The sequence below is a fragment of the Paenibacillus sp. N3/727 genome (assembly GCF_022637315.1).
In the GTDB taxonomy this organism is placed as follows: domain Bacteria; phylum Bacillota; class Bacilli; order Paenibacillales; family Paenibacillaceae; genus Paenibacillus_AQ; species Paenibacillus_AQ uliginis.
Genome location: NZ_CP093336.1, coordinates 3,676,402 through 3,697,071, shown reverse-complemented (window position 1 = coordinate 3,697,071; position 20,670 = coordinate 3,676,402). Strand labels below are relative to the sequence as shown.

Sequence of the window (20,670 nt, the reverse complement as noted above, 5' to 3'; positions counted from 1 at the left end):
CATGAGCACACTTTGTTCAGATCGGCGTAAATGCCGATCTTTTTTATATTCAAAACGTAAGATCTTCAGTTCAACAATCCAAATGCTTCATACACCTTTTTCGAGACGACACCGTTCTGCGCCAAGCCGGGGTCGGGTTAACTGATATCGACAAGAACATAGAGACATTAGATACCGCGTTAATCGCGGTTTTTTTTATTTATGTCCTAAAGTTCTCTTGTCATTTTCATTTAACAAAACTTTGAAAAGAATCGGTTGACAAAATATATAGATATTGGTAATCTGTTTTCATTGATAATAATAATCATTATCAATTGAAGTCTTGCGTAAGTCTCTTGCGAACCTATTTTTTGTAATATGGCTCCATAGGACAAGTATGCTCAGACATTTACTCTACTTAAGAAGGAGAAGAGAAGATGATAAACAAAATGAACAAGCAAATGGGTCTAATCGTATGCGCCTTGGTTGTCGTAATGATGGTTTTGGCCGGTTGCAGCAATACAAACAACAACTCGGATTTATCTAGTGGTGAGGATAAGACGTCTGCTAAAACGTCTCCCATTGAGACAGATGGAGCAGAGAAATCAGAATCAGAGAAGACTGAGGGGAAGTCTGGCACTCGAAAAGTATCGACGGTGATGGGGGAAGTGGAAGTGCCTGTTAATCCTCAACGTGTCATTGTCAACTGGTATGTCGGGGATGTATTTACGCTTGGAATCAAGCCTGTTGCGATAAACGCTCGTGCTGATAAAGCGATGCCTTTTTACGATCAGTTTGAGGGCATTCCGATCACTGAAAAATGGGAATCCGAAGAAATCTTGAGATACGAACCCGATCTGATCATTACTTTTGATCCTAAGGATTTCGAGAATTTTTCCAAGCTTGCCCCGGTTATTGTGGCCCCTGAAGGGGACTTAAGCTCATCTGAGCGGTTATCCTTCCTCGGCGAAGCAACTGGTCATGAAGCAGAGGCCCAAAAAGCGATTTCCGTCTTCGAGGAGAAGCTAAAAAATGCGAAGGAAAAACTGAGTAGCGGCATTTTCAAAGACAAAACCTTCAGTATTCTCCAGGACTGGGGTCGAGAATCATACGGGGTTATGTATGAGACGGGTTCAAGGGGAGGCACGTTGCTCTATGAATATCTTGGACTGAAAAAGCCGGAAAAGCTGGAGCAATTGATCAAGGAATCAGAGAAAGGACGCGATTCCCTGTCCTATGAAGTGGCCTCTCAATATTTTGGGGACTACGTTCTCTGGTTTCTGAAAGAAGGATATGAATCCGAATATGCAAATACGGTAATTTGGGATAGCATTCCAGCTGTCAAGAATGGAAATATCATAGAAATACCGGGGAAATATGGCGGCTTGTTCTATTACTCTGATATTGCCAGTATGACCGCCCAGTTGGATTATATCGTGGATCGGTTGTTAGAACTAGAAAAGAAGTAATGATGAATAATACGTATAATCTAAGGGTGTCACTATGTTAATGGAAGCAAAAGATACAAACAAGGGCTACAATGGAAGGCTCAAGTTTAGCTTGTTCATGTTGGCAGGTATAGTTCTGCTGATTTTAGTAACCGCAGCATCAATTTCATTCGGCGCAGCGGACATGAGCCTTGAATTGGCATGGGGAGCGGTGTTCAATTTCGATCCGGCCATCACGGAACATCATATTATTCATGTTTTTCGGCTACCACGCACGGTAGCGGATATTGTCGTTGGCTGCAGCCTGGCTGTTTGTGGAGCTATCATGCAAGGCACGACGCGCAATCCATTGGCCGATTCCGGATTACTCGGAATCAGTTCGGGCTCTACATTTGCAATTGCGCTGTGCATGGCCTTTTTGCCCGGACGCACTTATGTGGAAACGATGATATATTCCTGTATGGGTGCGGCCATCACTACAGCCATCACTTATTATCTGGCATCCGTCGGTAAGCGGGGAATGACACCACAACGTCTGGTGCTGGCAGGAATGTCGATTTCAATGCTGTTTGGTTCTTTCAGCACGTATATTGCCATCAAATACGATATTGGTCAGGACTTGGCCTATTGGACGGCTGGGGGGACAGCCAACGTTGAATGGATGCAGCTTGCTTATGTTTCACCGTTGTTTGTGATGGGAGTGATATGGGCGATCGCTCTCTCCCCATCTATAACGATTCTTAACTTCGGAGAGGAGCTCGCGGCCGGTCTTGGACTTCGTGTCAAATTGATTAAAGGCTCTTCAACGGTGATTGTGTTAATATTGACGGGCCTTTCCGTTATTGTTGTGGGTCCAATTGGTTTTGTCGGGCTAATCATTCCGCATATCGTGCGATTTATTATTGGTGTGGACTATCGCTTTATCATGCCGGCCTCCGCTTTATACGGCGCTGTGTTTATGGTTGGTGCAGATTTACTAGGCAGAATGTTGGGCCGCCCTCACGAGACACCTCTTGGAATTATTTTTGCATTGATCGGAGTTCCATACTTCCTCTATCTCGTGCGCAAACAAAGGAGGGAGTTTAGTTGACTCAACTCGTTAGTAAGCGTTCCGCGTCAGCAAGACCGATTGCTACTATTTTGCTGTTGTCCGTACTGCTGGTTATAGTGGCGGTGATTAGCATGAATGTCGGGAGATTAAATTTATCTCCGATCGAGGTGCTGAAAGTGATCATCGGACAGGGGACGGAGAAGCAAAATCTAATCGTATTTGACCTTCGTTTGCCACGTATCGTATTGGCTATTTTAGTGGGGATGGGTATGTCCATCTCGGGCTGTGTTATGCAGGGTTTGCTCAAAAATGATTTGGCGAGTCCAGGAACATTGGGAATCAGCTCGGGCTCCGGATTGTTTGTTCTATTATATATTACTGTTTTTGCGACGAAAGGGCTCTTATCACCACTGTTGCTGCCGTTGCTGGCCTTTGTTGGCGGAATCACCGCAGCGCTGCTGATATTTGTACTTGCCTACAGAAAGGGAAGGGAGCTTTCACCTACAGGTTTGATTTTAACCGGTGTGGCCATGGGGAGCGGATACGGTGCATTGTCGCTGGTGATTACGCTTGGTCTCGACCAGAAACAGTATGATTTTGCTCTGCGCTGGCAGATCGGAAATTTATGGGGGGACGACTGGAAATACATCATGGTACTGTTTCCTTGGGTGATTCTTATCAGTTCTTATGTTCTGTATAAATCGAATACGTTGAACACTATAAAACTTGGGAATCAAATGGCAACTGGTCTAGGCGTTGCGATCAAACGGGAGTTTATCGGTCTGACGTTGGCGGCAGTCGCGCTATCATCTGGCAGCGTGGCGCTTGGCGGCAACTTTTTCTTCGTGGGATTGATTGGTCCTCACATGGCCCGCAGGATGGTAGGCCCCAATCACAAGTTCATGATACCCACTGCCGCGCTGATAGGCGCGCTAGTTATCCTGGCGGCAGACACCTTCTCCCGTACCGTCAGTATGGGCGCAGATATTCCAACGGGAGTTATTATTACGATCTTCGTCACTCCTTATTTCCTCTACCTTCTGTCAAAATCGAATTGATGAGTCATTTCAAGCGTAAGTCGGTCGGAAATTACGTTGAACCCAGCGTTTATTATAAAGATGCTGGGTTTTATTTTAGTAAGAAGAATAGAAGTTACAAGAGTTCAGAGTTATGCTTCATTCCAACAATCCCAATGCTTCATACACCTTTTTCGAGACGACACCGTTCTGCGCCAAATGGTGATCACGTTGAAATTTTTTTAAAGCTGCGCTTGTATTCGAGCGGAACTTACCGTTACATATCCCTTCGAAGTAACCGGAACTTTTCAAACGGGATTGAATCAGTTGCACATCTCCTCCAACATCGCCTTCCGCCAAATCCCTTGGTTCATGATTCGGCCCTCCCAATACATGGCCATAAATGGTTACTTTTGTACCGACTGGGACCATCTCGAATAATTCAAGGACATCGTTGTTACGCATACGTATGCAACCGTGACTCAAATGCTGCCCAATGGAGTACGGCCTATTTGTACCGTGAATACCGTAGCTTCCCCATGGGACGTCTAAACCAAGCCATCGTGGGCCAAAGGAAGGCCCCCAATCTTTCCCCTTATATACAACTTGGTATTCTCCAACAGGGGTAGGAGTGGATGGATTTCCAACAGCAATGCGATATGTTTTGAATTTCTGTCCCTGTGCCCGTACAATCAGTTGATGATATTGAGGGTAAACTTCGATAGAATAAATGCCTTGGTCAGCCACAATCGGCAAGGAAGGTTCGGCATAGGCAGGGTTGTGCGTAATTCCTTCAGTCATGGCTAAAATCAGTAAAGATATTACAATAGCCTGGAGTGGAATGTAGGATATTTTTTGTATCATTATTTTTCTCACCACAATTGATATTTTATTGATGTAGGTTGTCCTAATGGATGAGATTCATTCGTACATTTGTGTAATTTTTAATAATACGGACAATAAATCCTGTATATATAAAGTCTATAGAGTACTTGAAAAAAGGAGGGGGATGAGATCGGATAAAATAAAATGAATTGATTCGTCGGAAGCTATGAAAATACCGGGTGTAAAGGCGGTTATAACAGGAGTAGATTAGCCGATTTTGACTGGGTCGTTTCGTTCATAAGAATGGAAAAAGTGGAGAGTTCAGCGATCAATCATGCGCTAAGTTCCTAAGTTACAGGTAGATTTTTATGAAAATCCGAAACTTGACACATCAGCGAATTCGAGGATATTATAGACACAAAAAGTCTTTAAATGAGGTGCTACCATGAGATTTACAAAAGCGACGAATTATGCTCTGCACACCATGCTCATGCTCGTCACCGCTTCTCCGGTTAAGCCGGTAGGCGTTCAGCAGTTGGCGGAATCCCAGGGCGTTTCACCAACCTATCTTTCCAAAATTTTAACGAGGCTCGTGAAAGCAGGGATGATCGAATCGGTTTCCGGAGCCAACGGAGGCTATCGGTTAACCCGCAAAAAAGACGACATTACGTTTTTGGATATTATCCACGCCATTGAGGGCAGCGCCTCCTTATTTGAATGTAATTTTGTTCACGGTGACGAATGCTCGATTCAAGCTGTAATGAAGGAAGCGGAAGAGAAGATGGAGTCGCATCTCAAAAATACAAAACTGGCGGACCTGGCCCAAAAGCAAACGCAAGTTTAAGGTGACCAATCCATTTTATTTGCTTTCCTAAGTTTTAGGGAGCGATAGTTAGGCATAGTGATAGTAATACATTAATCATAGGAGGCTATTGCATGGAAAGTACATGGCATGAGCATTTTAATTCAGAGGAATATATGTTTGGGGAAGAAGCTAACGTATTTGTTCAACAACAAGCCTTTCGATTAGAAAAATGTCAAAAAGTTATAGCATTTGCAGAGGGTGAGGGTAGAAATGCTGTTTTTTTGGCAAAAAAAGATCATGAAGTGACAGCAATTGACTATGCAGAGAGTGGTCTGCAAAAAACTAAAAAACTAGCTCAGAAGTATGCAGTTGACGTGCATACAAAAAAATTAGACCTTTTGGCAGATAGTGTTCCATTCGAGGAATATGATGCTGCAATAATGGTATTTGGACATTTTTATAGAGATGTTCAGACAATGGTTCTAAATAAAATAAAAAATGCTATAAAGCCTGAAGGGATTATTATGCTTGAGGTATACTCCAAGGACCAATTAAAGTATGGTACAGGCGGACCTGAAGATCTTGGTATGCTTTACGAACCAAAAGAAATTCTTACTTGGTGCGAAGGTCATGAGGTGATCCATTTCTTCTATGGAGAACAAGAGCGAGTGGAAGGAAAGGCGCACACCGGTTTAGCCCATGTCATTCAACTTGTATTAAGAAAATAAGGTAATAATTATAGAAATAGTTCTTACGACTTCATAGGCATCCCAAATCGCATACATGATATTTTGCACTTTTTTGGCGTCTCCAAGCAAGTAGGTTTCTGGCACTTCATTTTGAATTTCTTCAAAAAGACCACCACCAACGATAATAGTTGAATCACCCGGATCTTTTTTTCCTAACAATACATCTTCGGCGGTGTATACCTTGTTGGAGTCGCCCACCGAAGATAAATGCCATTTCCGAAAATAAAGTTTCAGGAGGTAAGGCTTCTAATGTTATTGGATAATGTTAAAATCATAGTAAAACAAGAGATCAAATTGGTAGGGTATTCCATACAAGCAAGTTTGAATGACGATATTCAAGCACGTATTGTGGAGAAACTACGCGAGGAGCTTGTAACTCACTCTGCACAAATTGCGAACAAGATAGATGATGGCATGTATCTTGTTCAAATATATCCGGAATGTGAATGGACGCCGGATGTTGCTTTTACACATATTGTGGCGACAGAGGTTCAAGAATTTCAAGATATTCCGGATGGAATGATTACCCATACTGTACCTGAAGGACGATTTATTTTATTTATGCATGAAGGTACGGAATCGGAAATTGATGCTACATACGATTCGATTAATGAATGGCTGGAGAGGAACAATTTTGACGACCTTCGCGCATTTGATATGGAACACTGGATAAATATTCAAACGCTCGAAGAACAGCATAATATGATTCATATTTATGTACCGGTCAAATGAAGGAATGTAAGAAAAGGAATAGCCTCTTAAATGTGCCCGATCCAAAGACAACAACATATATACTTATGAGTCCGCGTATATCGCGGTTTTTTGTTTGGCTGTTTTCTCAAAGCAGCAGGGTTGAACGATAGAGAATTGTTCATCATGGAAGATCGGAAATACATATTCTTTCCCCAAAATCATTATCATTGGCACATCGACTGGAGACCGTGACATGGCTTCAAAGAGAAAAAATACGAAATTCGTTGTATTTAGTAAAAGTGGTCATACTGTTAATCTTGATGAATCCCAAAAGTATTTTGACGCTGTCAATCAATTTTTAGATGAACTAATTAGCACTGAAAAAGCCCAATAATCTTGAACAGAACAATCATTTCGAAGATTTTGCAATTGTATACACGGCAACATGCAGGAAGGAGCCCGAAAAGAGATGTCGGAACACTACTGCCTTTGCAATGGAAACGTTGAATGAGATGCTTCGCAATACCGGGAATTAATTCTACAAGTAGGTAAGATTTACGGAGAGGTGAAGAGACGGTGCCAGCCCTTATCTCTAGTATAAACTTTCTTCATCTCAGTATCCAAACAGGACGTATTGGAATTTCTGGATAACGCGCCTTTAATCCTAGATGGTCAGTCCGAATATACAAGTTGAGTAGTGATGGTAGAGCAGTCACCCTTGTAACAATAGTTTTCACATTATTTACATGAATTCAATGTAAATTTTTGATAAGCTAGAAAATAGAAAATAACATACTATTAGGAGAAATAAGGAGTAGAGAAGTGAATAAGTTTTATAGAGCGTTAGCTCATGTAAACAAAATAGTTTACGAACCTAATTATTTAATTTTAAAATCCATTCAAGAAGAAAATCAAAATTCAGATTACGGCGCTGGAACATTTCACTTAAATTCTAAATCAGTTCGGTTTAGAGTCGCAAAAATAACACCTAATAAAGTAGGGCAGTTTGTTGCTTTTTGGGAAAAAGACGAAAATAATAAAAATCAACCCTTTACATATGAAAAGGCTCCTGATTTATTGGTTATCAATACCTCTATGAGTAATAATCAGTTAGGGCAATTTATTTTCCCAAAAGAAATTCTTGCAAAACAAAATATCTTTAAGACGAGCACTACAAGAGGGAAAATGGCAATAAGGATTTATCCTAGTTGGGATAATCCAACTAGTAAACAAGCGATATCGACCCAAAAATGGCAATCACCTTATTTTGTTGATATGAGTACTACGGATAATCTACCTATACAAAAAATATTAGAACTGTATTCTCAGTAAATTAATTTTTTGATTTTCTGTAAAAAATTTTGAATAAATGTAATTGGTGGGTGCCCAACCGCTGAAATCAATTCCCGGAATTGGTGAGGAGCTGGTTACCACTAATCCAATTTATTTTTTGATCAGCATACAAAAGGCGAGTTCGCCGCAGGAATAGACGAGTATGGGAATGCCTAACTCGTCGTTTTTTTATAAATTATTAAAATAATTATCCAATTTGTTATTATTAAAAGGATTTATATTCCATACATTTAGATAGTTAGGAGAAAGGAGATGAATGCGGAGTATAAAACAACAACATTTTGTAAGCGTTTTATCTAACTTGAAGGAGAGTGAATTCGTATAATGAGGTTAAAGAAACGGATCAGCGTACTAACAGCTGTATTTATGTTTGTTTCTGTAGGCATGTCTTCCATCTTCTCACCAGTCACCTCTGCAGCGTACTTACCCAAGAACAGTGAAAAATCCAATGCTGCTTCAAACATTGCGCTCATCTACACAGGCTACTATAACCCAGACAATTATGATGGCGTGAAGGTAGGGGATTATGGCAAGGATCAGTTCCTACCTTATGTTGGTTACCTGAATGAAGAAGACGTAGCAGAGGACTATTACTTTGACACATTCCTTATGCTGACTACATCCTCTCCATACAAAGGCAGTCTAGCACGTTATTACGATTGGGTAGCCGCCAGTAAGCCTGGTACCCTGCAGGACTGGGAATGGGCGATGGATCGGGTATTCGAAAAAGGAATACAGCTGGATGGTCTTGAGGCCGCGACTGAGCAAGTAAGTGGTGATTTGAATGATCCAGGCAAGAGGGTGAATGTTTATTTAACCTTGCCGTTCCCAGATCCACAAAGTAAAGACTTCGGGGATTTCAATGGTGATGGAATCGTTAAAAATCTGGAAAGTCTGGATACACGAAAAGCGCTAATACGCTGGTATGTAGATACAATGACAGCTCGTTTTGAGCAGCAAAATTATAAGCATCTGAAGCTAAGTGGATTCTATTGGCTGCAGGAAGATTTGGATAAAGCCGTTGCTGGTGAGCAGGAGAGTGCGAAATATGCCTCAGAATATTTGCAGCAGCGAGGGATGCGTCTAGGGTGGATCCCTTGGTTTGGGGCATTGGAGAAGGCCAATGGTAATCGGCTCGGGTTTGATTTTTCTGCAATTCAACCGAATCACTACTTTGACGAGGACTCTACAATTCAACGTGTAGAGGATACTGCAGATATTGCCTACGCCAATGAAACCGGAGTTGAGGTTGAATTTGATCAACGAATCATTGATCTTCCAAGGTATCGTCAAGCCTTTTATAATTACCTGATTACAGGTGTCAAAAAGCAATTTATGAATGATGCCATGATTGCATATTATCAAGATGTTTATGCCATTTATGATCTTTACCACTCAGAGATCCCAGCGGCAAAACAGATGTATACAGACATTTATAAATTTGCTAAAGGAACGTATACAGCTCCGGTAGGAAACTATAAGGGCCGAGTGGTAGATCCTAAAGGGAATGGTATTACTGATGCTACGCTAACCGATAAGGCCGGAACTGTCGTAACAACAGATGAGAACGGAAAGTTTGAGATGAACGGTTTATACGCAACACAAAATTCATTTGTTGTAGAGAAACAGGGAATGCAGAGTCGTGAGGTGACGGTTGATGTTCGTGATCAGCAGACGATTTATCGTGACATTGCTCTCCAGAATGCATTTGGAGGTCCTGTGAAGGAATCGAAGCCCCTCGTTGATTTTGAAGGGGATATGGCATACGGTACGAACAACAGCAACTATGTGAAACGTGCGACGGTAACCGATGCAACTTATGTTCAGCAAGGCAATCAATCACTAAAGATCGATTTCAAGGTTTTAGAAGATAGCTGGGTTGGGGCTTACATTGATTCGGATTATGACGGATTCTGGAAAGTCCCACCAGAAGAATCGTACCCAGCATACACGCCCAAGGATTGGAGTGAGTACGATACCGTAAGCTTTGCCGTGTACAATCCTTCTCCCCAACCTCAAGAGCTCAAAGTTATGTACATGTATGAGTATGATTGGGGAAAAACCTATGCCAAAAACCTGGTGCTCCCACCTGGGCAATGGACAGTTATTGAACAATCGATACAAGAAATGAAGAAAGCAGGCAGCAATACCCAAAATATGATTCGCATTGCACTCATGCGCAACAAGCAAACGGAGGATGCTACGTTCTACGTTGACGATTTAAAGTTGATGAAATATGAAGAAAACAGCGCTCCACCCGACTATAGGATATCTCTTCCATCCAAGCTGACTACGATGGATATTGGTGCGGTATGGGCACCGGTTGTCATCGACAAGAATGGCAAAGAGCAAGTAAATGAAGATGCGGTGTTCACCAGCTCTGATCCTGGTGTCATTGAAGTAACGCCAGACGGCAAGATTCGAGCTGTTCAAGAAGGTACAGCTGTGATTCGTGCACAGATTGGGCCATATGAAGCTGAATCTGCAGTCGTGGAAGTCGCGCAATGGGCATACAATCAGCTGAAGGGGACGGAGATACCTCTAAATATCAACCGAGGAATCAATAATCCGGTTCTTCCACTGCAGGGAGACACCCAATATGTTGTGAAGGAAGGTAGCAAACTCAAGATTGCACACAAATATAATAGCAGCAACGATATGTGGATCGTGTTCGATCATGCCGGTGCAAACAAGCTGTATGGAATGAAAGAATGGCGTCTTAGTCCGAATGTGAATAAGGATACCAGCCCTGACTTGGCACGTCCTTCAGATATGCTGCAGCCAGATATTTCGGATTGGATCGGCCCATATATTGTAGGCGCAAATCAGAATGGAAATGGTAAAGGTCAGGACTTCACCGGTGGCAATCATAACTACGATGGCGGAGAGAATAGCTCTACGACGGGCAGAACCATACAATATAAAGTGTGGGTTGACGGGAAGGAGCTTCAAGACGGGAAGATCATATCCGGTGGCAAAGTAAAGATAAAGGTAGTCAATCGGATCCAAGGCTTCAATACGAAGGAGCAGGACGGCAGCGGCCGTGAAATTTTGCAAGAAACGTTTACGTATGAAGTTGAGGGTGGCAAAGTACTAGTCCATACTGAGATTAAGCCTTTGGAAGATATCACCTTGTATCGCTATTATGGACTTCAGTCTGTCAATGGAGCATGGAATCATGAAATTCGTTACTTTGATGGAGAGACGGAAGTCGCAAGAAGTGAAGCGGGTAAGTATAGTGACTCTGGGACAAAGTCCCAACATCCCGATGTTGATAAGTATTTGCTTAGCTCTGCGGTGAAAGATGCGAATCAGCATCAACTGCTCGTATCGCTTGATCGCAATTACGGGCTTGGACAAATGCAGTATCTCGCTGACGATCAGCCGGTTGTATTTACGCAGGAGTATGGAAAATCATATTTCCTACAAGTTTTTAACAAATCGGCAGAATTGAAAAAAGGCAAAAAAGTTGGTTGGCGCGGTGAATATCATTTCTTCTCCATTCCTGCTCAAGAAAGAACGATCAAACTGTTGAGCAACTACAGCAACGGATATGCATTGCCGACAGAAGAAGCTTCCTACCAATGGGAAATTATTGGTGATGCCGTTCGGAAGGTAAGCGAATCCAGCAACAGTATCAAGATTAAGGGAGTAAAAGAAGGCACGGCAACGATCAAAGTTACGATGACATACAATGGCAAATCGCAAGCTTTTGAGTCGACAATGCAGGTAGAAGATCACCAAATGGTGGACACAACCGAATTGCAGCAATTTCTTGATGAAGCGAAGGCGCTCCTTCAGCAAACAGGTGATCAATATAGTAAGGAAAAGGGGCATTTAGCTGAGGCTTCGATTAATATCATGAGAAAGCTGAAGACTGAAGGCTTCACGCAAGCTAACGTAGATGAAGCTACAGCTAAGCTGAAGGAAGCCATTGCGAATTTCAAGAAGGCAACACAAGGGTAGCACTACGAACATCAAAAGGATTAGCAGTTAAAATTGTAAATCATCGTATAAAGCCTCCCTAACTAATTAGGGGGCTTTACAATGTAATATTAGCTACTCGCAAAAGAAAAGAGAATATGACCAGGCTATTTTATCATACCCTTTTTATAAACAAATTAAGGTGTGATGCTGTTGAAAACGGATAAAAACAGCCAAATAGTTATTTACGTTATAAATGGCTCTACAATAAGGAGATTTGTAATCCTAGATTTAATAATTGGAGCAGGAATTTTCTATGTAGTTAAATTAGTTTCTTTAAGTGTATTAGCAGCATCTGTTAGTAGTTTCATGGGGACAGAAGGAATTAAAAGGGCAACAAAAATTTTAAATAAAAGTAACGAAAAAAAGATGACGATTAAACTTACGTAACATGATAATAGGAGCTTGCTATGAGGCAGCTCCTTTTTATTGATTTATCGGATAGGTAAGTATGGGGCGAGGAAAGGAAGTATTTCAGATACGAGAGTGGACAGGTGGGGAAATGGGACCTTATGATAGAGGAAAATACGCATGCTTCCGATTTCTTTCAGTAGGTGGCAGGAAACGGTGATGTTTAATGAATTCTGAGCAACCATCCAAAATCGCGCTGATTACGGGAGCGAACAAGGGCATTGGCCTTGAAACGGCTAGACAGTTGGGCCTTATGGGTTTCACCGTACTGGTGGGGGCGCGAGACGAACGGCGCGGCAAAGAGGCGGAACGCCAGTTGCTGACGGAGGGGCTGCGAGCTTCCTTTATCCGACTGGATGTAACAAAGCAAGCCGATATTGATGCAGCAGGTGCTCAAATTACGGAGCTGTACGGCAAGTTGGACGTGTTAATCAACAATGCGGCCATCGCCCCGGACGATCCGGGACGAAACCTGTTATTAAATGTGAACGTAAACACCTTGCGACACATCTTTGAAACCAACTATTTCGGCGCGTTTGCCGTCACCCAGACCGTATTGCCGCTACTACTAAAGTCGTCTGGCGGTCGCATCGTTAACGTGTCAAGCGCCATGGGATCGCTAACTTTGAATAGCAATCCGCGTTTTCGACATTATGCATTCAAACCATTGGCTTACAACGCTTCAAAAACGGCGCTGAATCAGCTGACAGTTCACCTTGCGCACGAGTTGAAGGATACGGCGATTAAGGTGAATGCTGCCTGTCCCGGTTTTACAGAAACAGGCTTAAATCAGTTTCGGGGGACGCGCGATGTCAGGCAGGCGGCGGAAATTGTGGTTCAACTGGCCACGCTTCTGGAGGACGGGCAGACGGGAGGCTTCTTCAATGATCAAGGCATAATCCCTTGGTGAAAAGATGATATTGGTAGTTCTGGTCTATCTTATCGTGATGATGGCGACATAACAAACCGTGTATATCGCGGTTTTTTTTATTTCAGTGACATTTTCCAGATATCTTCAGAGCGGATTCCATTACCTTCATAACGATTTTCGTAACCAAAAAAGATTATTTCACGTATAAAGATAAGAACATGATCTGACGGGCAATTCAAAAATCAGTTGAAGTCCATAGAGAAATGCATACATGTTAAACAAAAAGAGAAGTTGAGGTAATTCAGCGTATGAATGAGAAGTTTACAGATCATGCCGATACATCGTATCGGATGGCTGAGCAGAAGGCAGCTCAGTATTTTGCATCACTTTATGCTCAGGTTATGGATAAGACCTATGTGCCTACCCTGACCGAAGATTTTCAATTGTGGAAAAGGAATCATATTCATCATCATTCATGGCTATTTATTTTTTCGAGGGGAAAGAAAAAACCTGATTCACGGGATTATTATAGATATATTGAGTGGTTGAATTATACAGGTAAATTGGATGATTACTTGGATCGAAGCGTTTCCTATATGTACATGAGGGATCTGGGAAAAGCTCTAGATTCTCCTGACACACAGACCAGGATTCAGCGTTTAGTTGTCGACATCAAAAATCACTTGATTCATACTACCAGAGCAAACGGGGGAGACCAACCAGAGTATATAAGTTTGGCCGGGGTGTATCGGTGGGCCCAGAAAAAAGGCGTAGAAAACGCCACGATCTGGGTGATAAACAAACTTAAAAACGTATCTTCCCATATTCCGAAGGAAATGAACGCAGAGCAAGCCCAGCGCAAACTGATCAAAATCATAATCGGTGTTGTTCTACATGCGATGGAAGAGATGGACGATGAAATATTGCCTGCGGAACGTGCCCTACGACTAGATCAAGCCATCAGGCTAGGTTATTCCTATGGTTTGACCTATCCTTTTATTGACGATCTTCTCGATTCTGGGGTCTTAGACGATCAAGAGAAAGAACAGTATTCCCGTATGATACGTACCGCGCTTCTTACTGGATCTGTACCAGACTTGGGAGAGTGGGCCGGAAATAACATGGATTCGATCCATTACGTACACTCGGAACTCCGAGAAGCTTTTGAGTACATTAAGAGACATCAGAGACCAGAAACACAGAAAACATTCTTCGAGCAGTCCTATGTGTTTTTTCATTCCCAGGATATGGACCGTGTAAAGGATCTATCGAATGCGAATTACACCAACGAAGATCTTTATCTACCAATCATCCTAAAATCTTCTTCTTCCCGATTGATTGTCCGTTCCGTCATTAGTGCCCCGGAGGATGTAGGATTTGATAATCGAACATTCTATTATGGCATCTACAACCAGTTGGCTGATGATTTTGCGGATATGTTTGACGATATGAGAGACGGGGCGGTAACACCCTATACCTATTATTTAAAATACCGTGATCATCGTTCGGATCTTATAAATCCCTTTGAATTATACTGGGCGGTCATCTCGCATTTGATTCATAACGTGTATAACTCCAATGCCAAGACCCGTGAGGTAATACTGGATCGTGCCATCAACGGTCTAAAACGATGTAAAAAACGCATCGGCATTGAAAAGTATAACGAAATTATGGAGGTGTTTGCCTCCGGAAATCCGGAATTCAATCGTCTCATCCAACATATGGTTCGAAAAGCGGATGATGTGGATTTCTTCGATAAACTGCTTCGGGACCAGATGGTGACTGTTCTGAAAAACGACCGGAAAGAAAAGGAAGACTTTTTCGATACGGTCAAAACTGTCCGCCATCAGATCAACAACCTATTGCAGATTCCCAAACATAAAGGAATTTCACCGATGAAAGAGCCGCTTATTGATGCTGCAAATTACAGTCTCGAGGGGGATGGCAAACGACTACGGCCCATAATGTCTTGGATCATGGGCGTTAACGAATATGGACTGCAAGCTTCGGCAATCGAGCCGCTTCTGATATCATTGGAATACATGCATACCGCATCCTTGATCTTTGATGATCTACCATCGCAGGATAATGCGTCTACCCGTAGAGGGCGTCCAACCCTGCATCAGGTACAAAATAGCGCCACTGCAGAATTAACCGGTCTGTTTCTGATCCAGAAGGCGATTCAAGAACAATCATCCCTTGACCAGTTCGATCCTAAAACCGTGCTTGCCTTGATACAATATTCCTCCAAAAGGGCAGCAGATATGTGTATCGGACAGACGATGGATTTGCATTCCAAAGGAAAAGCATTGACACTTGAGCAATTGAATATGATATGCTTCTACAAAACCGGAATTGCATTTGAGGCTTCTCTGGTTATGCCTGCTATACTTGCTCAGGTTAGGGAGACGGAAATTGCGACTTTGAAGAAATTTGCCTATCATGCGGGCATTGCCTTTCAGATTAAGGACGATTTACTTGATATGGAAGGAGATCTGCTCTTACTTGGTAAACCTACCAACAAGGATGTTGAAAATAACACTTCGACTTTTGTGACTATCCTTGGTCAGGAAGGCGCAAGTAAAGAGATGTGGGAACACTATTGCCTTGCAATGGAAGCGTTGAAAGAGTTGCCCCGCAATATCTCTTTTCTAAAGCATTTATTGAATTATATTGTTAACCGGGACCGATAAAATGTTGTCATACCTGTAATGTGAAGATGGGTAAGGAATTATTCGTGTTTAAAAGTGAAGTGTTGGCACAATTGCCAGCACTTTTTTGAATTTAAATACTGTTAAATGAATGTTCTTCCGGAGGACATATTCAACGGAATGCTATTGAATGGAAAAATGACTTAAAAAATCAATTGCAATATAGTTGACTGAGTCAACTATATTGATTATGCTATTACTTAGTTTTAAGTTTCAAAATATTAGGAGGATTACCTATGGAATCAATTCAATATGTAGAAAAAATCCGAAAATTCAACAGGCATTATGCAAATATTCTAGGTAAAATCGATCAAGAAATTTATAATCAACCTTTTCCATTAACAGAGGCACGAGTTATAACAGAAATCAATTATCGAAATAATTGTACTGCAACTGAAATTAGAGAAAATCTAGGGATTGACCGAGGTTATATGAGCCGAATTGTCCAACGATTTGAGGATGAAAAAATAATCATAAAAAAACAATCAACAGAGGATAAACGTCAGTATTCTCTCTATCTAACCGAAGAAGGCAAAAAAATTTATAAAGGCTTGGTTGAAAATGCAAATCGCGGAGTAGATAAAATGATTCGAAATTTATCAAAAAATGATTTGGCCAAACTAGTCACATCTATGGAAACAATTGAATCAATTTACTCGAAAGAGTGTTTTTCCTATTCAGAAGTCTTCATTCGACCATTTCAATCTGGAGATGTTGGATACGTCGCACACCTTCATGGAAAATTATACAATAAGACATATAAGTACGGACAGATGTTTGAATATTACGTCATGAAAGGTTTAACAGAATTTATGATTGCTACCGATGGAGGAGAGCTATGGGTTGCTGAGGTAGATGGTGAAATCGTTGGTTCGATTGCAATTACGAAATCCAGTGATACAGTTGCACAGCTAAGATGGTTTGTATTAGATGAAAATTATCAAGGTATGGGTATAGGGAAAAAACTTATGGAGACTGCCCTCAACTTCTGTAATGAACAAAACTATCAGCTTGTGTTCTTATGGACGGTAAGCACGTTAGATACGGCTCGCTATCTTTACCAAAAATATAATTTTAGATTAACTGAAGAAAAACAAAATGAAGAATGGACCGGAACGAAATTAATTGAAGAACGATGGGATCTTAATCTTTTAAATGAAAATCAAGCAAAATAAAACGAAATGATTGCTTATTGTCTATCTTACAATCATTACACTCTTCACATGCGCTCCTTGAATCCAGACGAGTGAGTCCTCAGTTTCCGGTCTGTTTACGGAACGCACTTGGTGTTAAGCCAGTTTCCGATTTGAACGTATGGAAAAAATGCGAGAGGTCGCCAAAGCCGACGGCAGAAGCGATTTCGGTCACAGAGAGTGGCGTATCCATGAGAAATCGTTTGGCCTGATTGATGCGATAAATCGTTAAAAAGCGGTCCGATAACGGCCATGATACGGGAATCAAGGACGGCAGCTACAACATAACGATGAACCTGTGGTGGGGTACTAACGCACAAGCTACAAATTGTATGAGAACGACATCCTGATTGATACGCAATTGCTTAATGACGATTCGCCTCATGCCCAATCCGCTGTCACATCCTTTACGAACAAGAAGGACGGGACGTATGAATATGTCGCTGAGCTGACGAATGCATTCGGTACGACGCGAAGCGATGTCCTGGTTGTGCGTGTGAACAGCGCAGCGCCGGGCAAACCCGTTCTCTCACATGATAATTGGGACGGGGATGGGAATTTCAAAGTCAGCATGAACCTGTGGTGGGGTACTAATGGGTCGAAGTACCGACTGTATGAGAATGGGGTTACCTCGCGAGGTGGGGGCGATTTTTCGTGTTCAGCATTCAGCTATGCAATCCTTAGATCCTTAGGCGTTCATCATTCACGTACATTTACTATTATTGTTTCACTCGATGTCATCCCTGCTTCGTTAACAAGCTCGCACCGATATTCATACATGCCAGCCTGTACGGTAATCCATTCGCCATGGATCCAAGCTTGGACTTGATAGTCTTTAACCAGCTCAGGAATAATCTCAAAAGGCGTGCGATGGTGATGTAGATTAAGCAGATGCTCGAGCCATTGTCATTTCACTTTCTGCAATTCGTATGGTTGATTGAACCGTTTATTGCGAAAGAAGGAGGATGGAGCGGAAAGCTCAAGGTAATCGATACCGAAAGGTTACGCTCTGACTATCGGTATTTAAGACAATTCGACAGAAGGGACGAAGCCTTCATGTAGCTTAAGCAGCATATGGTGATTGACATGCTAAGGCTGATCATGCTGGAACAGAGCGAACAAGAGGGGAATTCGGGACAAAGCGATGTACTTATGGATGAAGCCGGGAAGCGATTGATGAAGCAAGCTTATGAAAGCTTCTCGATGCAAGAACTGGCCGAACAGTTATAGCTGACGCCTGTACAGCTAACTCGTCGGTTCCGTAAAGCCTTCAGCGTGACACCGTCCGAATTTTCTGAACGAAGTTCGGCTTACAAGAAGAGCACGGCATCTGCTGGGAAGCCACGTCTGAAGTTGGCTGAAATCGCTGCACAGTGCGGGTATGAGAACGGCTTTTATCTGAGCCGTGTTTTCTCTAAGAATACGGGTATGCCACCTTCTGTATACCGTAGTCTGCACCGTGTGTAGCACTAAAGCTGTCACTTTACTTATAAATCATCATTTATTTCATTAACGAATGGTATTACGTTGAAACGTTAGGCCGCTGGATTAGAGTAGATGCTCGTGGAAACAAAATTGGAGTAGACGCACAGTTTTCAATAAATAATGAGCAGTTGGCTTTTCCTATACGTGAAGAATATGATAAAATTGACTGTCCAACGATATATGTTAATCCCAATTTGAGGACACACGTTCCACTGTTTCTCCATTTTTGACCTTTTTGGCTGTGTACGCGGACAGGGGATACGCTAAAGAAACCTACAAAAAATTATCTAGTATTATATTATTTGACACTCCCACCCCTAAAGGGGCAAGTCTGCTGGTGTAGATAGGATTCTTGAGTAGTTAACGCCCTCAATCTATTTCTGTTTCGGACAAATCTCAAGTTTAGGGCGTGTCATCGCCCCTCCTAAGACAGTGCATATAGCATCTTAGGCTCTCACCCTGTTACCAGATGAGACAGGTTGTTTGCTCAAATGTTTTAGCGTCTTGTTCTTGACGACTTCATACATTTTACGTGGCGAAAGAGTTAGTCGCCACAACCCCTTATGTATACTATTTTCAAAGAGCGAGCATACGTTCACTATACCCTATACCAGCTAATAGCTTGTCAAGATTACCAGTAAAGTGATTCTAAATCATGTGGTATAGTTAAAATGAGCATGCCAAATAACCCTCCAATTTTGTCATTTATTGGAATGCTATGCCAATAAAATTTCTTTAAGTTGGACGGAATGTCTTTTTGTTTTTCAATATGGCATGAATCCAGTGAATCAGCTTATTTGCACATGCAACTAGAGCCACTTTATGCGGCTTCCCTTCAGCTCGTTTACGATCGTAGAACGCTTTTATCCGTATGTTACGAGAACGGATAAGTCCGCATTGGACAGCCATAACTAGCGCATAACGAAGCTGTCTGGATCCACGTTTGGTGATTCGATTCCGGGTTGCCGTAAACTTACCTGAAGCGAAGACACTTGGGTCGATACCAGCAAAGGCTACCAGTTTTTTCGGATGATCAAATCGGTCAATTTCCCCAATTTCCGATAAAATTGTTGCTGCAATTTTATGGCCAATACCGGGAATGGACTGAATTAAATCATACTCTTCGATTTCTTCTGCCAGGGCATCTATGTTTTGTTCCAACTCAGCAAGATGCTCCTGGTACTGAAGAATGAGGGTGATGAGAACTCTTAAATTAACTAAGTGGCTAGCGTACATGGTTTGCTCGAAGGGGTTTTGTTTTGCCGCATCCAGCAGCCGCTTTACCCGTTCGCTAATCCAGTCGTCGGAACGGCCTCGTCTCGTTGAAAGCAATTCTTTCATTTTGGCGTTAAGCGTTTCTTCGTCCGTTTGTAAAACTGAATATGAAGTTGGATATTCATTCAAAAAACGTAGTGAAATGCTCGAATACATAGCCCCGAATACACCTTTGTAAGCAGGGAAAACCTGATCTAGAACAGCTTGGAATTGCAATTTAATCTGCACACACATCTTTGAAAGCGACTCAAATTGCCTTGTTAGATAGCGTAGATTGAGCAGTTGCACACCCCTTTTCTTAAAAGGTTCAAACTCTTCTTTGTAGTACATTTCACCCAAAAGGTAAGCATCAGCAGCATCTGTTTTCACTTTACGAAGGTTAGACTTCCTAAGCCGATTGGAGATGAGCGGATTTATAACAATGTAAAGATAGTGATGCTCCTCGAGGAACTGAACGACGGGGCTTTGATAATGCCCGGTTGCTTCCAAAATAAGCAAGGGACGTTGTTTGGCAGCAAGCTCTACGTCTTGAACAATATGAAGTAATTTCGCCAGACCTTCTCGAGTATGCTCGAAATGGAAGGTTCCTTTGTAAGGTTTTCCGCGCTCTAAAAAGACTTGTCCATGGCTTTCTTGTTTAGAAATATCTAGACCGATAACTGGATTCATTTCATCTCTCCCTGTTTGTGTAGATTCACCGGCAGCCCCTACGGTTTCTTCTTGTCGTTCCATAGCATCGCTTGTTATACGGGATCTTACGTCCCAACCAGCCTCAATCATGGTTATGACAAGTAGGGGTGAACATTATAGCGTTCGGGATC

General features: G+C 42.1%; 19 protein-coding genes and 1 pseudogene. 16 read left to right on the top strand and 4 right to left on the bottom strand.

Annotated elements, in window-relative coordinates; translation table 11 throughout:
• Positions 1-416 precede the first annotated feature (416 nt).
• The 3 genes from MNQ98_RS16865 (at position 417) to MNQ98_RS16855 (ending at position 3,536) form a co-directional block, all read left to right on the top strand.
• Entirely contained in the window at positions 417-1,448 is a 1,032-nt protein-coding gene (locus MNQ98_RS16865; protein WP_241929298.1) for an ABC transporter substrate-binding protein, read from the top strand.
• Positions 1,449-1,545: 97 nt separating this feature from the next.
• Complete coding sequence (locus tag MNQ98_RS16860) at positions 1,546-2,517, top strand: FecCD family ABC transporter permease (protein ID WP_481856774.1); 972 nt, start codon at positions 1,546-1,548, stop codon at positions 2,515-2,517.
• Complete coding sequence (locus MNQ98_RS16855; RefSeq protein WP_241929296.1) at positions 2,514-3,536, top strand: FecCD family ABC transporter permease; 1,023 nt, start codon at positions 2,514-2,516, stop codon at positions 3,534-3,536. Before MNQ98_RS16860 ends, MNQ98_RS16855 begins: the two co-directional genes overlap by 4 nt.
• Positions 3,537-3,653: 117 nt before the next feature.
• Here the strand turns inward: MNQ98_RS16855 and MNQ98_RS16850 are convergent, their stop codons facing one another.
• Entirely contained in the window at positions 3,654-4,295 is a 642-nt protein-coding gene (locus tag MNQ98_RS16850; RefSeq protein WP_241933949.1) for a L,D-transpeptidase family protein, read from the bottom strand.
• A gap of 469 nt (positions 4,296-4,764) precedes the next feature.
• Between MNQ98_RS16850 and MNQ98_RS16845 the strand changes: the two genes are divergently transcribed.
• Both MNQ98_RS16845 and MNQ98_RS16840 read left to right on the top strand, forming a co-directional pair.
• Positions 4,765-5,163, top strand: a complete 399-nt coding sequence (locus MNQ98_RS16845) for an Rrf2 family transcriptional regulator (RefSeq protein WP_241929295.1) — start codon at positions 4,765-4,767, stop codon at positions 5,161-5,163.
• 92 nt (positions 5,164-5,255) lie between these two features.
• The gene (locus tag MNQ98_RS16840; protein ID WP_241929294.1) at positions 5,256-5,852 is read left to right on the top strand and encodes a class I SAM-dependent methyltransferase; all 597 of its coding nucleotides are present in this window, start codon (positions 5,256-5,258) and stop codon (positions 5,850-5,852) included.
• Here the strand turns inward: MNQ98_RS16840 and MNQ98_RS16835 are convergent.
• A complete protein-coding gene (locus tag MNQ98_RS16835) occupies positions 5,841-6,071 on the bottom strand; it encodes a hypothetical protein (protein ID WP_241929293.1) in 231 nt (76 codons plus the stop codon). The two genes, MNQ98_RS16840 and MNQ98_RS16835, sit on opposite strands and share 12 nt — an antisense overlap.
• Before the next feature lie 51 nt (positions 6,072-6,122).
• Here MNQ98_RS16835 and MNQ98_RS16830 point away from each other — a divergent pair, with 51 nt between their 5' ends.
• The 8 genes from MNQ98_RS16830 (at position 6,123) to MNQ98_RS16795 (ending at position 17,071) form a co-directional block, all read left to right on the top strand.
• A complete protein-coding gene (locus MNQ98_RS16830; protein WP_241929292.1) occupies positions 6,123-6,605 on the top strand; it encodes a GyrI-like domain-containing protein in 483 nt (160 codons plus the stop codon).
• Positions 6,606-6,819: 214 nt separating this feature from the next.
• Positions 6,820-6,960, top strand: a complete 141-nt coding sequence (locus MNQ98_RS16825; RefSeq protein ID WP_241929291.1) for a hypothetical protein — start codon at positions 6,820-6,822, stop codon at positions 6,958-6,960.
• 428 nt (positions 6,961-7,388) lie between these two features.
• On the top strand, positions 7,389-7,898 hold the full coding sequence (locus tag MNQ98_RS16820; protein WP_241929290.1) for a MepB family protein: 510 nt from the start codon (positions 7,389-7,391) through the stop codon (positions 7,896-7,898).
• A 345-nt stretch (positions 7,899-8,243) separates the two neighbouring features.
• Positions 8,244-11,885: a DUF4855 domain-containing protein gene (locus MNQ98_RS16815; RefSeq protein ID WP_241929289.1), complete on the top strand. Its 3,642-nt coding sequence runs from the start codon at positions 8,244-8,246 to the stop codon at positions 11,883-11,885.
• A 171-nt stretch (positions 11,886-12,056) separates the two neighbouring features.
• Positions 12,057-12,293 carry a hypothetical protein gene (locus tag MNQ98_RS16810; protein WP_241929288.1) on the top strand — a complete coding sequence of 79 codons (237 nt, stop codon included), beginning with the start codon at positions 12,057-12,059 and terminating at the stop codon, positions 12,291-12,293.
• Between the two features lie 187 nt (positions 12,294-12,480).
• A complete protein-coding gene (locus tag MNQ98_RS16805) occupies positions 12,481-13,224 on the top strand; it encodes an SDR family oxidoreductase (RefSeq protein ID WP_241929287.1) in 744 nt (247 codons plus the stop codon).
• Between the two features lie 269 nt (positions 13,225-13,493).
• Positions 13,494-15,878 carry a polyprenyl synthetase family protein gene (locus MNQ98_RS16800; RefSeq protein ID WP_241929286.1) on the top strand — a complete coding sequence of 795 codons (2,385 nt, stop codon included), beginning with the start codon at positions 13,494-13,496 and terminating at the stop codon, positions 15,876-15,878.
• Positions 15,879-16,132: 254 nt separating this feature from the next.
• Positions 16,133-17,071 (top strand): bifunctional helix-turn-helix transcriptional regulator/GNAT family N-acetyltransferase, encoded by a 939-nt coding sequence (locus MNQ98_RS16795; protein WP_241929285.1) that lies wholly within the window; start codon positions 16,133-16,135, stop codon positions 17,069-17,071.
• Between the two features lie 79 nt (positions 17,072-17,150).
• Here MNQ98_RS16795 and MNQ98_RS16790 read toward each other — a convergent pair whose 3' ends face one another.
• Positions 17,151-17,282 carry a helix-turn-helix domain-containing protein gene (locus MNQ98_RS16790; protein ID WP_241933948.1) on the bottom strand — a complete coding sequence of 44 codons (132 nt, stop codon included), beginning with the start codon at positions 17,280-17,282 and terminating at the stop codon, positions 17,151-17,153.
• A gap of 49 nt (positions 17,283-17,331) precedes the next feature.
• Between MNQ98_RS16790 and MNQ98_RS16785 the strand changes: the two are divergent.
• The 3 genes and pseudogenes from MNQ98_RS16785 to MNQ98_RS29920 form a co-directional block, all read left to right on the top strand.
• Positions 17,332-17,714, top strand: a pseudogene (locus tag MNQ98_RS16785) (early set domain-containing protein); the annotation flags it as partial.
• A gap of 461 nt (positions 17,715-18,175) precedes the next feature.
• Entirely contained in the window at positions 18,176-18,319 is a 144-nt protein-coding gene (locus tag MNQ98_RS16780) for a hypothetical protein (RefSeq protein ID WP_241929284.1), read from the top strand.
• Between the two features lie 45 nt (positions 18,320-18,364).
• On the top strand, positions 18,365-18,556 hold the full coding sequence (locus tag MNQ98_RS29920; RefSeq protein ID WP_481856647.1) for a helix-turn-helix domain-containing protein: 192 nt from the start codon (positions 18,365-18,367) through the stop codon (positions 18,554-18,556).
• A gap of 753 nt (positions 18,557-19,309) precedes the next feature.
• Here the strand turns inward: MNQ98_RS29920 and MNQ98_RS16775 are convergent.
• Complete coding sequence (locus tag MNQ98_RS16775) at positions 19,310-20,518, bottom strand: IS110 family RNA-guided transposase (protein ID WP_241933947.1); 1,209 nt, start codon at positions 20,516-20,518, stop codon at positions 19,310-19,312.
• Positions 20,519-20,670 lie beyond the last annotated feature (152 nt).

Excerpts from the sequence above, each read along its gene's own strand:
- MNQ98_RS16830 (WP_241929292.1), top strand. The coding sequence starts at position 6,123 with ATGTTATTGGATAATGTTAAAATCATAGTAAAACAAGAGATCAAATTG.
- MNQ98_RS16860 (WP_481856774.1), top strand. The coding sequence starts at position 1,546 with ATGTTGGCAGGTATAGTTCTGCTGATTTTAGTAACCGCAGCATCAATT.
- MNQ98_RS16795 (WP_241929285.1), top strand. The coding sequence starts at position 16,133 with ATGGAATCAATTCAATATGTAGAAAAAATCCGAAAATTCAACAGGCAT.
- MNQ98_RS16845 (WP_241929295.1), top strand. The coding sequence starts at position 4,765 with ATGAGATTTACAAAAGCGACGAATTATGCTCTGCACACCATGCTCATG.
- MNQ98_RS16825 (WP_241929291.1), top strand. The coding sequence starts at position 6,820 with ATGGCTTCAAAGAGAAAAAATACGAAATTCGTTGTATTTAGTAAAAGT.
- MNQ98_RS16840 (WP_241929294.1), top strand. The coding sequence starts at position 5,256 with ATGGAAAGTACATGGCATGAGCATTTTAATTCAGAGGAATATATGTTT.
- MNQ98_RS16815 (WP_241929289.1), top strand. The coding sequence starts at position 8,244 with ATGAGGTTAAAGAAACGGATCAGCGTACTAACAGCTGTATTTATGTTT.
- MNQ98_RS16790 (WP_241933948.1), bottom strand. The coding sequence starts at position 17,282 with ATGGATACGCCACTCTCTGTGACCGAAATCGCTTCTGCCGTCGGCTTT.
- MNQ98_RS16850 (WP_241933949.1), bottom strand. The coding sequence starts at position 4,295 with ATGACTGAAGGAATTACGCACAACCCTGCCTATGCCGAACCTTCCTTG.
- MNQ98_RS16800 (WP_241929286.1), top strand. The coding sequence starts at position 13,494 with ATGAATGAGAAGTTTACAGATCATGCCGATACATCGTATCGGATGGCT.
- MNQ98_RS16865 (WP_241929298.1), top strand. The coding sequence starts at position 417 with ATGATAAACAAAATGAACAAGCAAATGGGTCTAATCGTATGCGCCTTG.
- MNQ98_RS16805 (WP_241929287.1), top strand. The coding sequence starts at position 12,481 with ATGAATTCTGAGCAACCATCCAAAATCGCGCTGATTACGGGAGCGAAC.
- MNQ98_RS16775 (WP_241933947.1), bottom strand. The coding sequence starts at position 20,518 with ATGAATCCAGTTATCGGTCTAGATATTTCTAAACAAGAAAGCCATGGA.
- MNQ98_RS16780 (WP_241929284.1), top strand. The coding sequence starts at position 18,176 with ATGCTAAGGCTGATCATGCTGGAACAGAGCGAACAAGAGGGGAATTCG.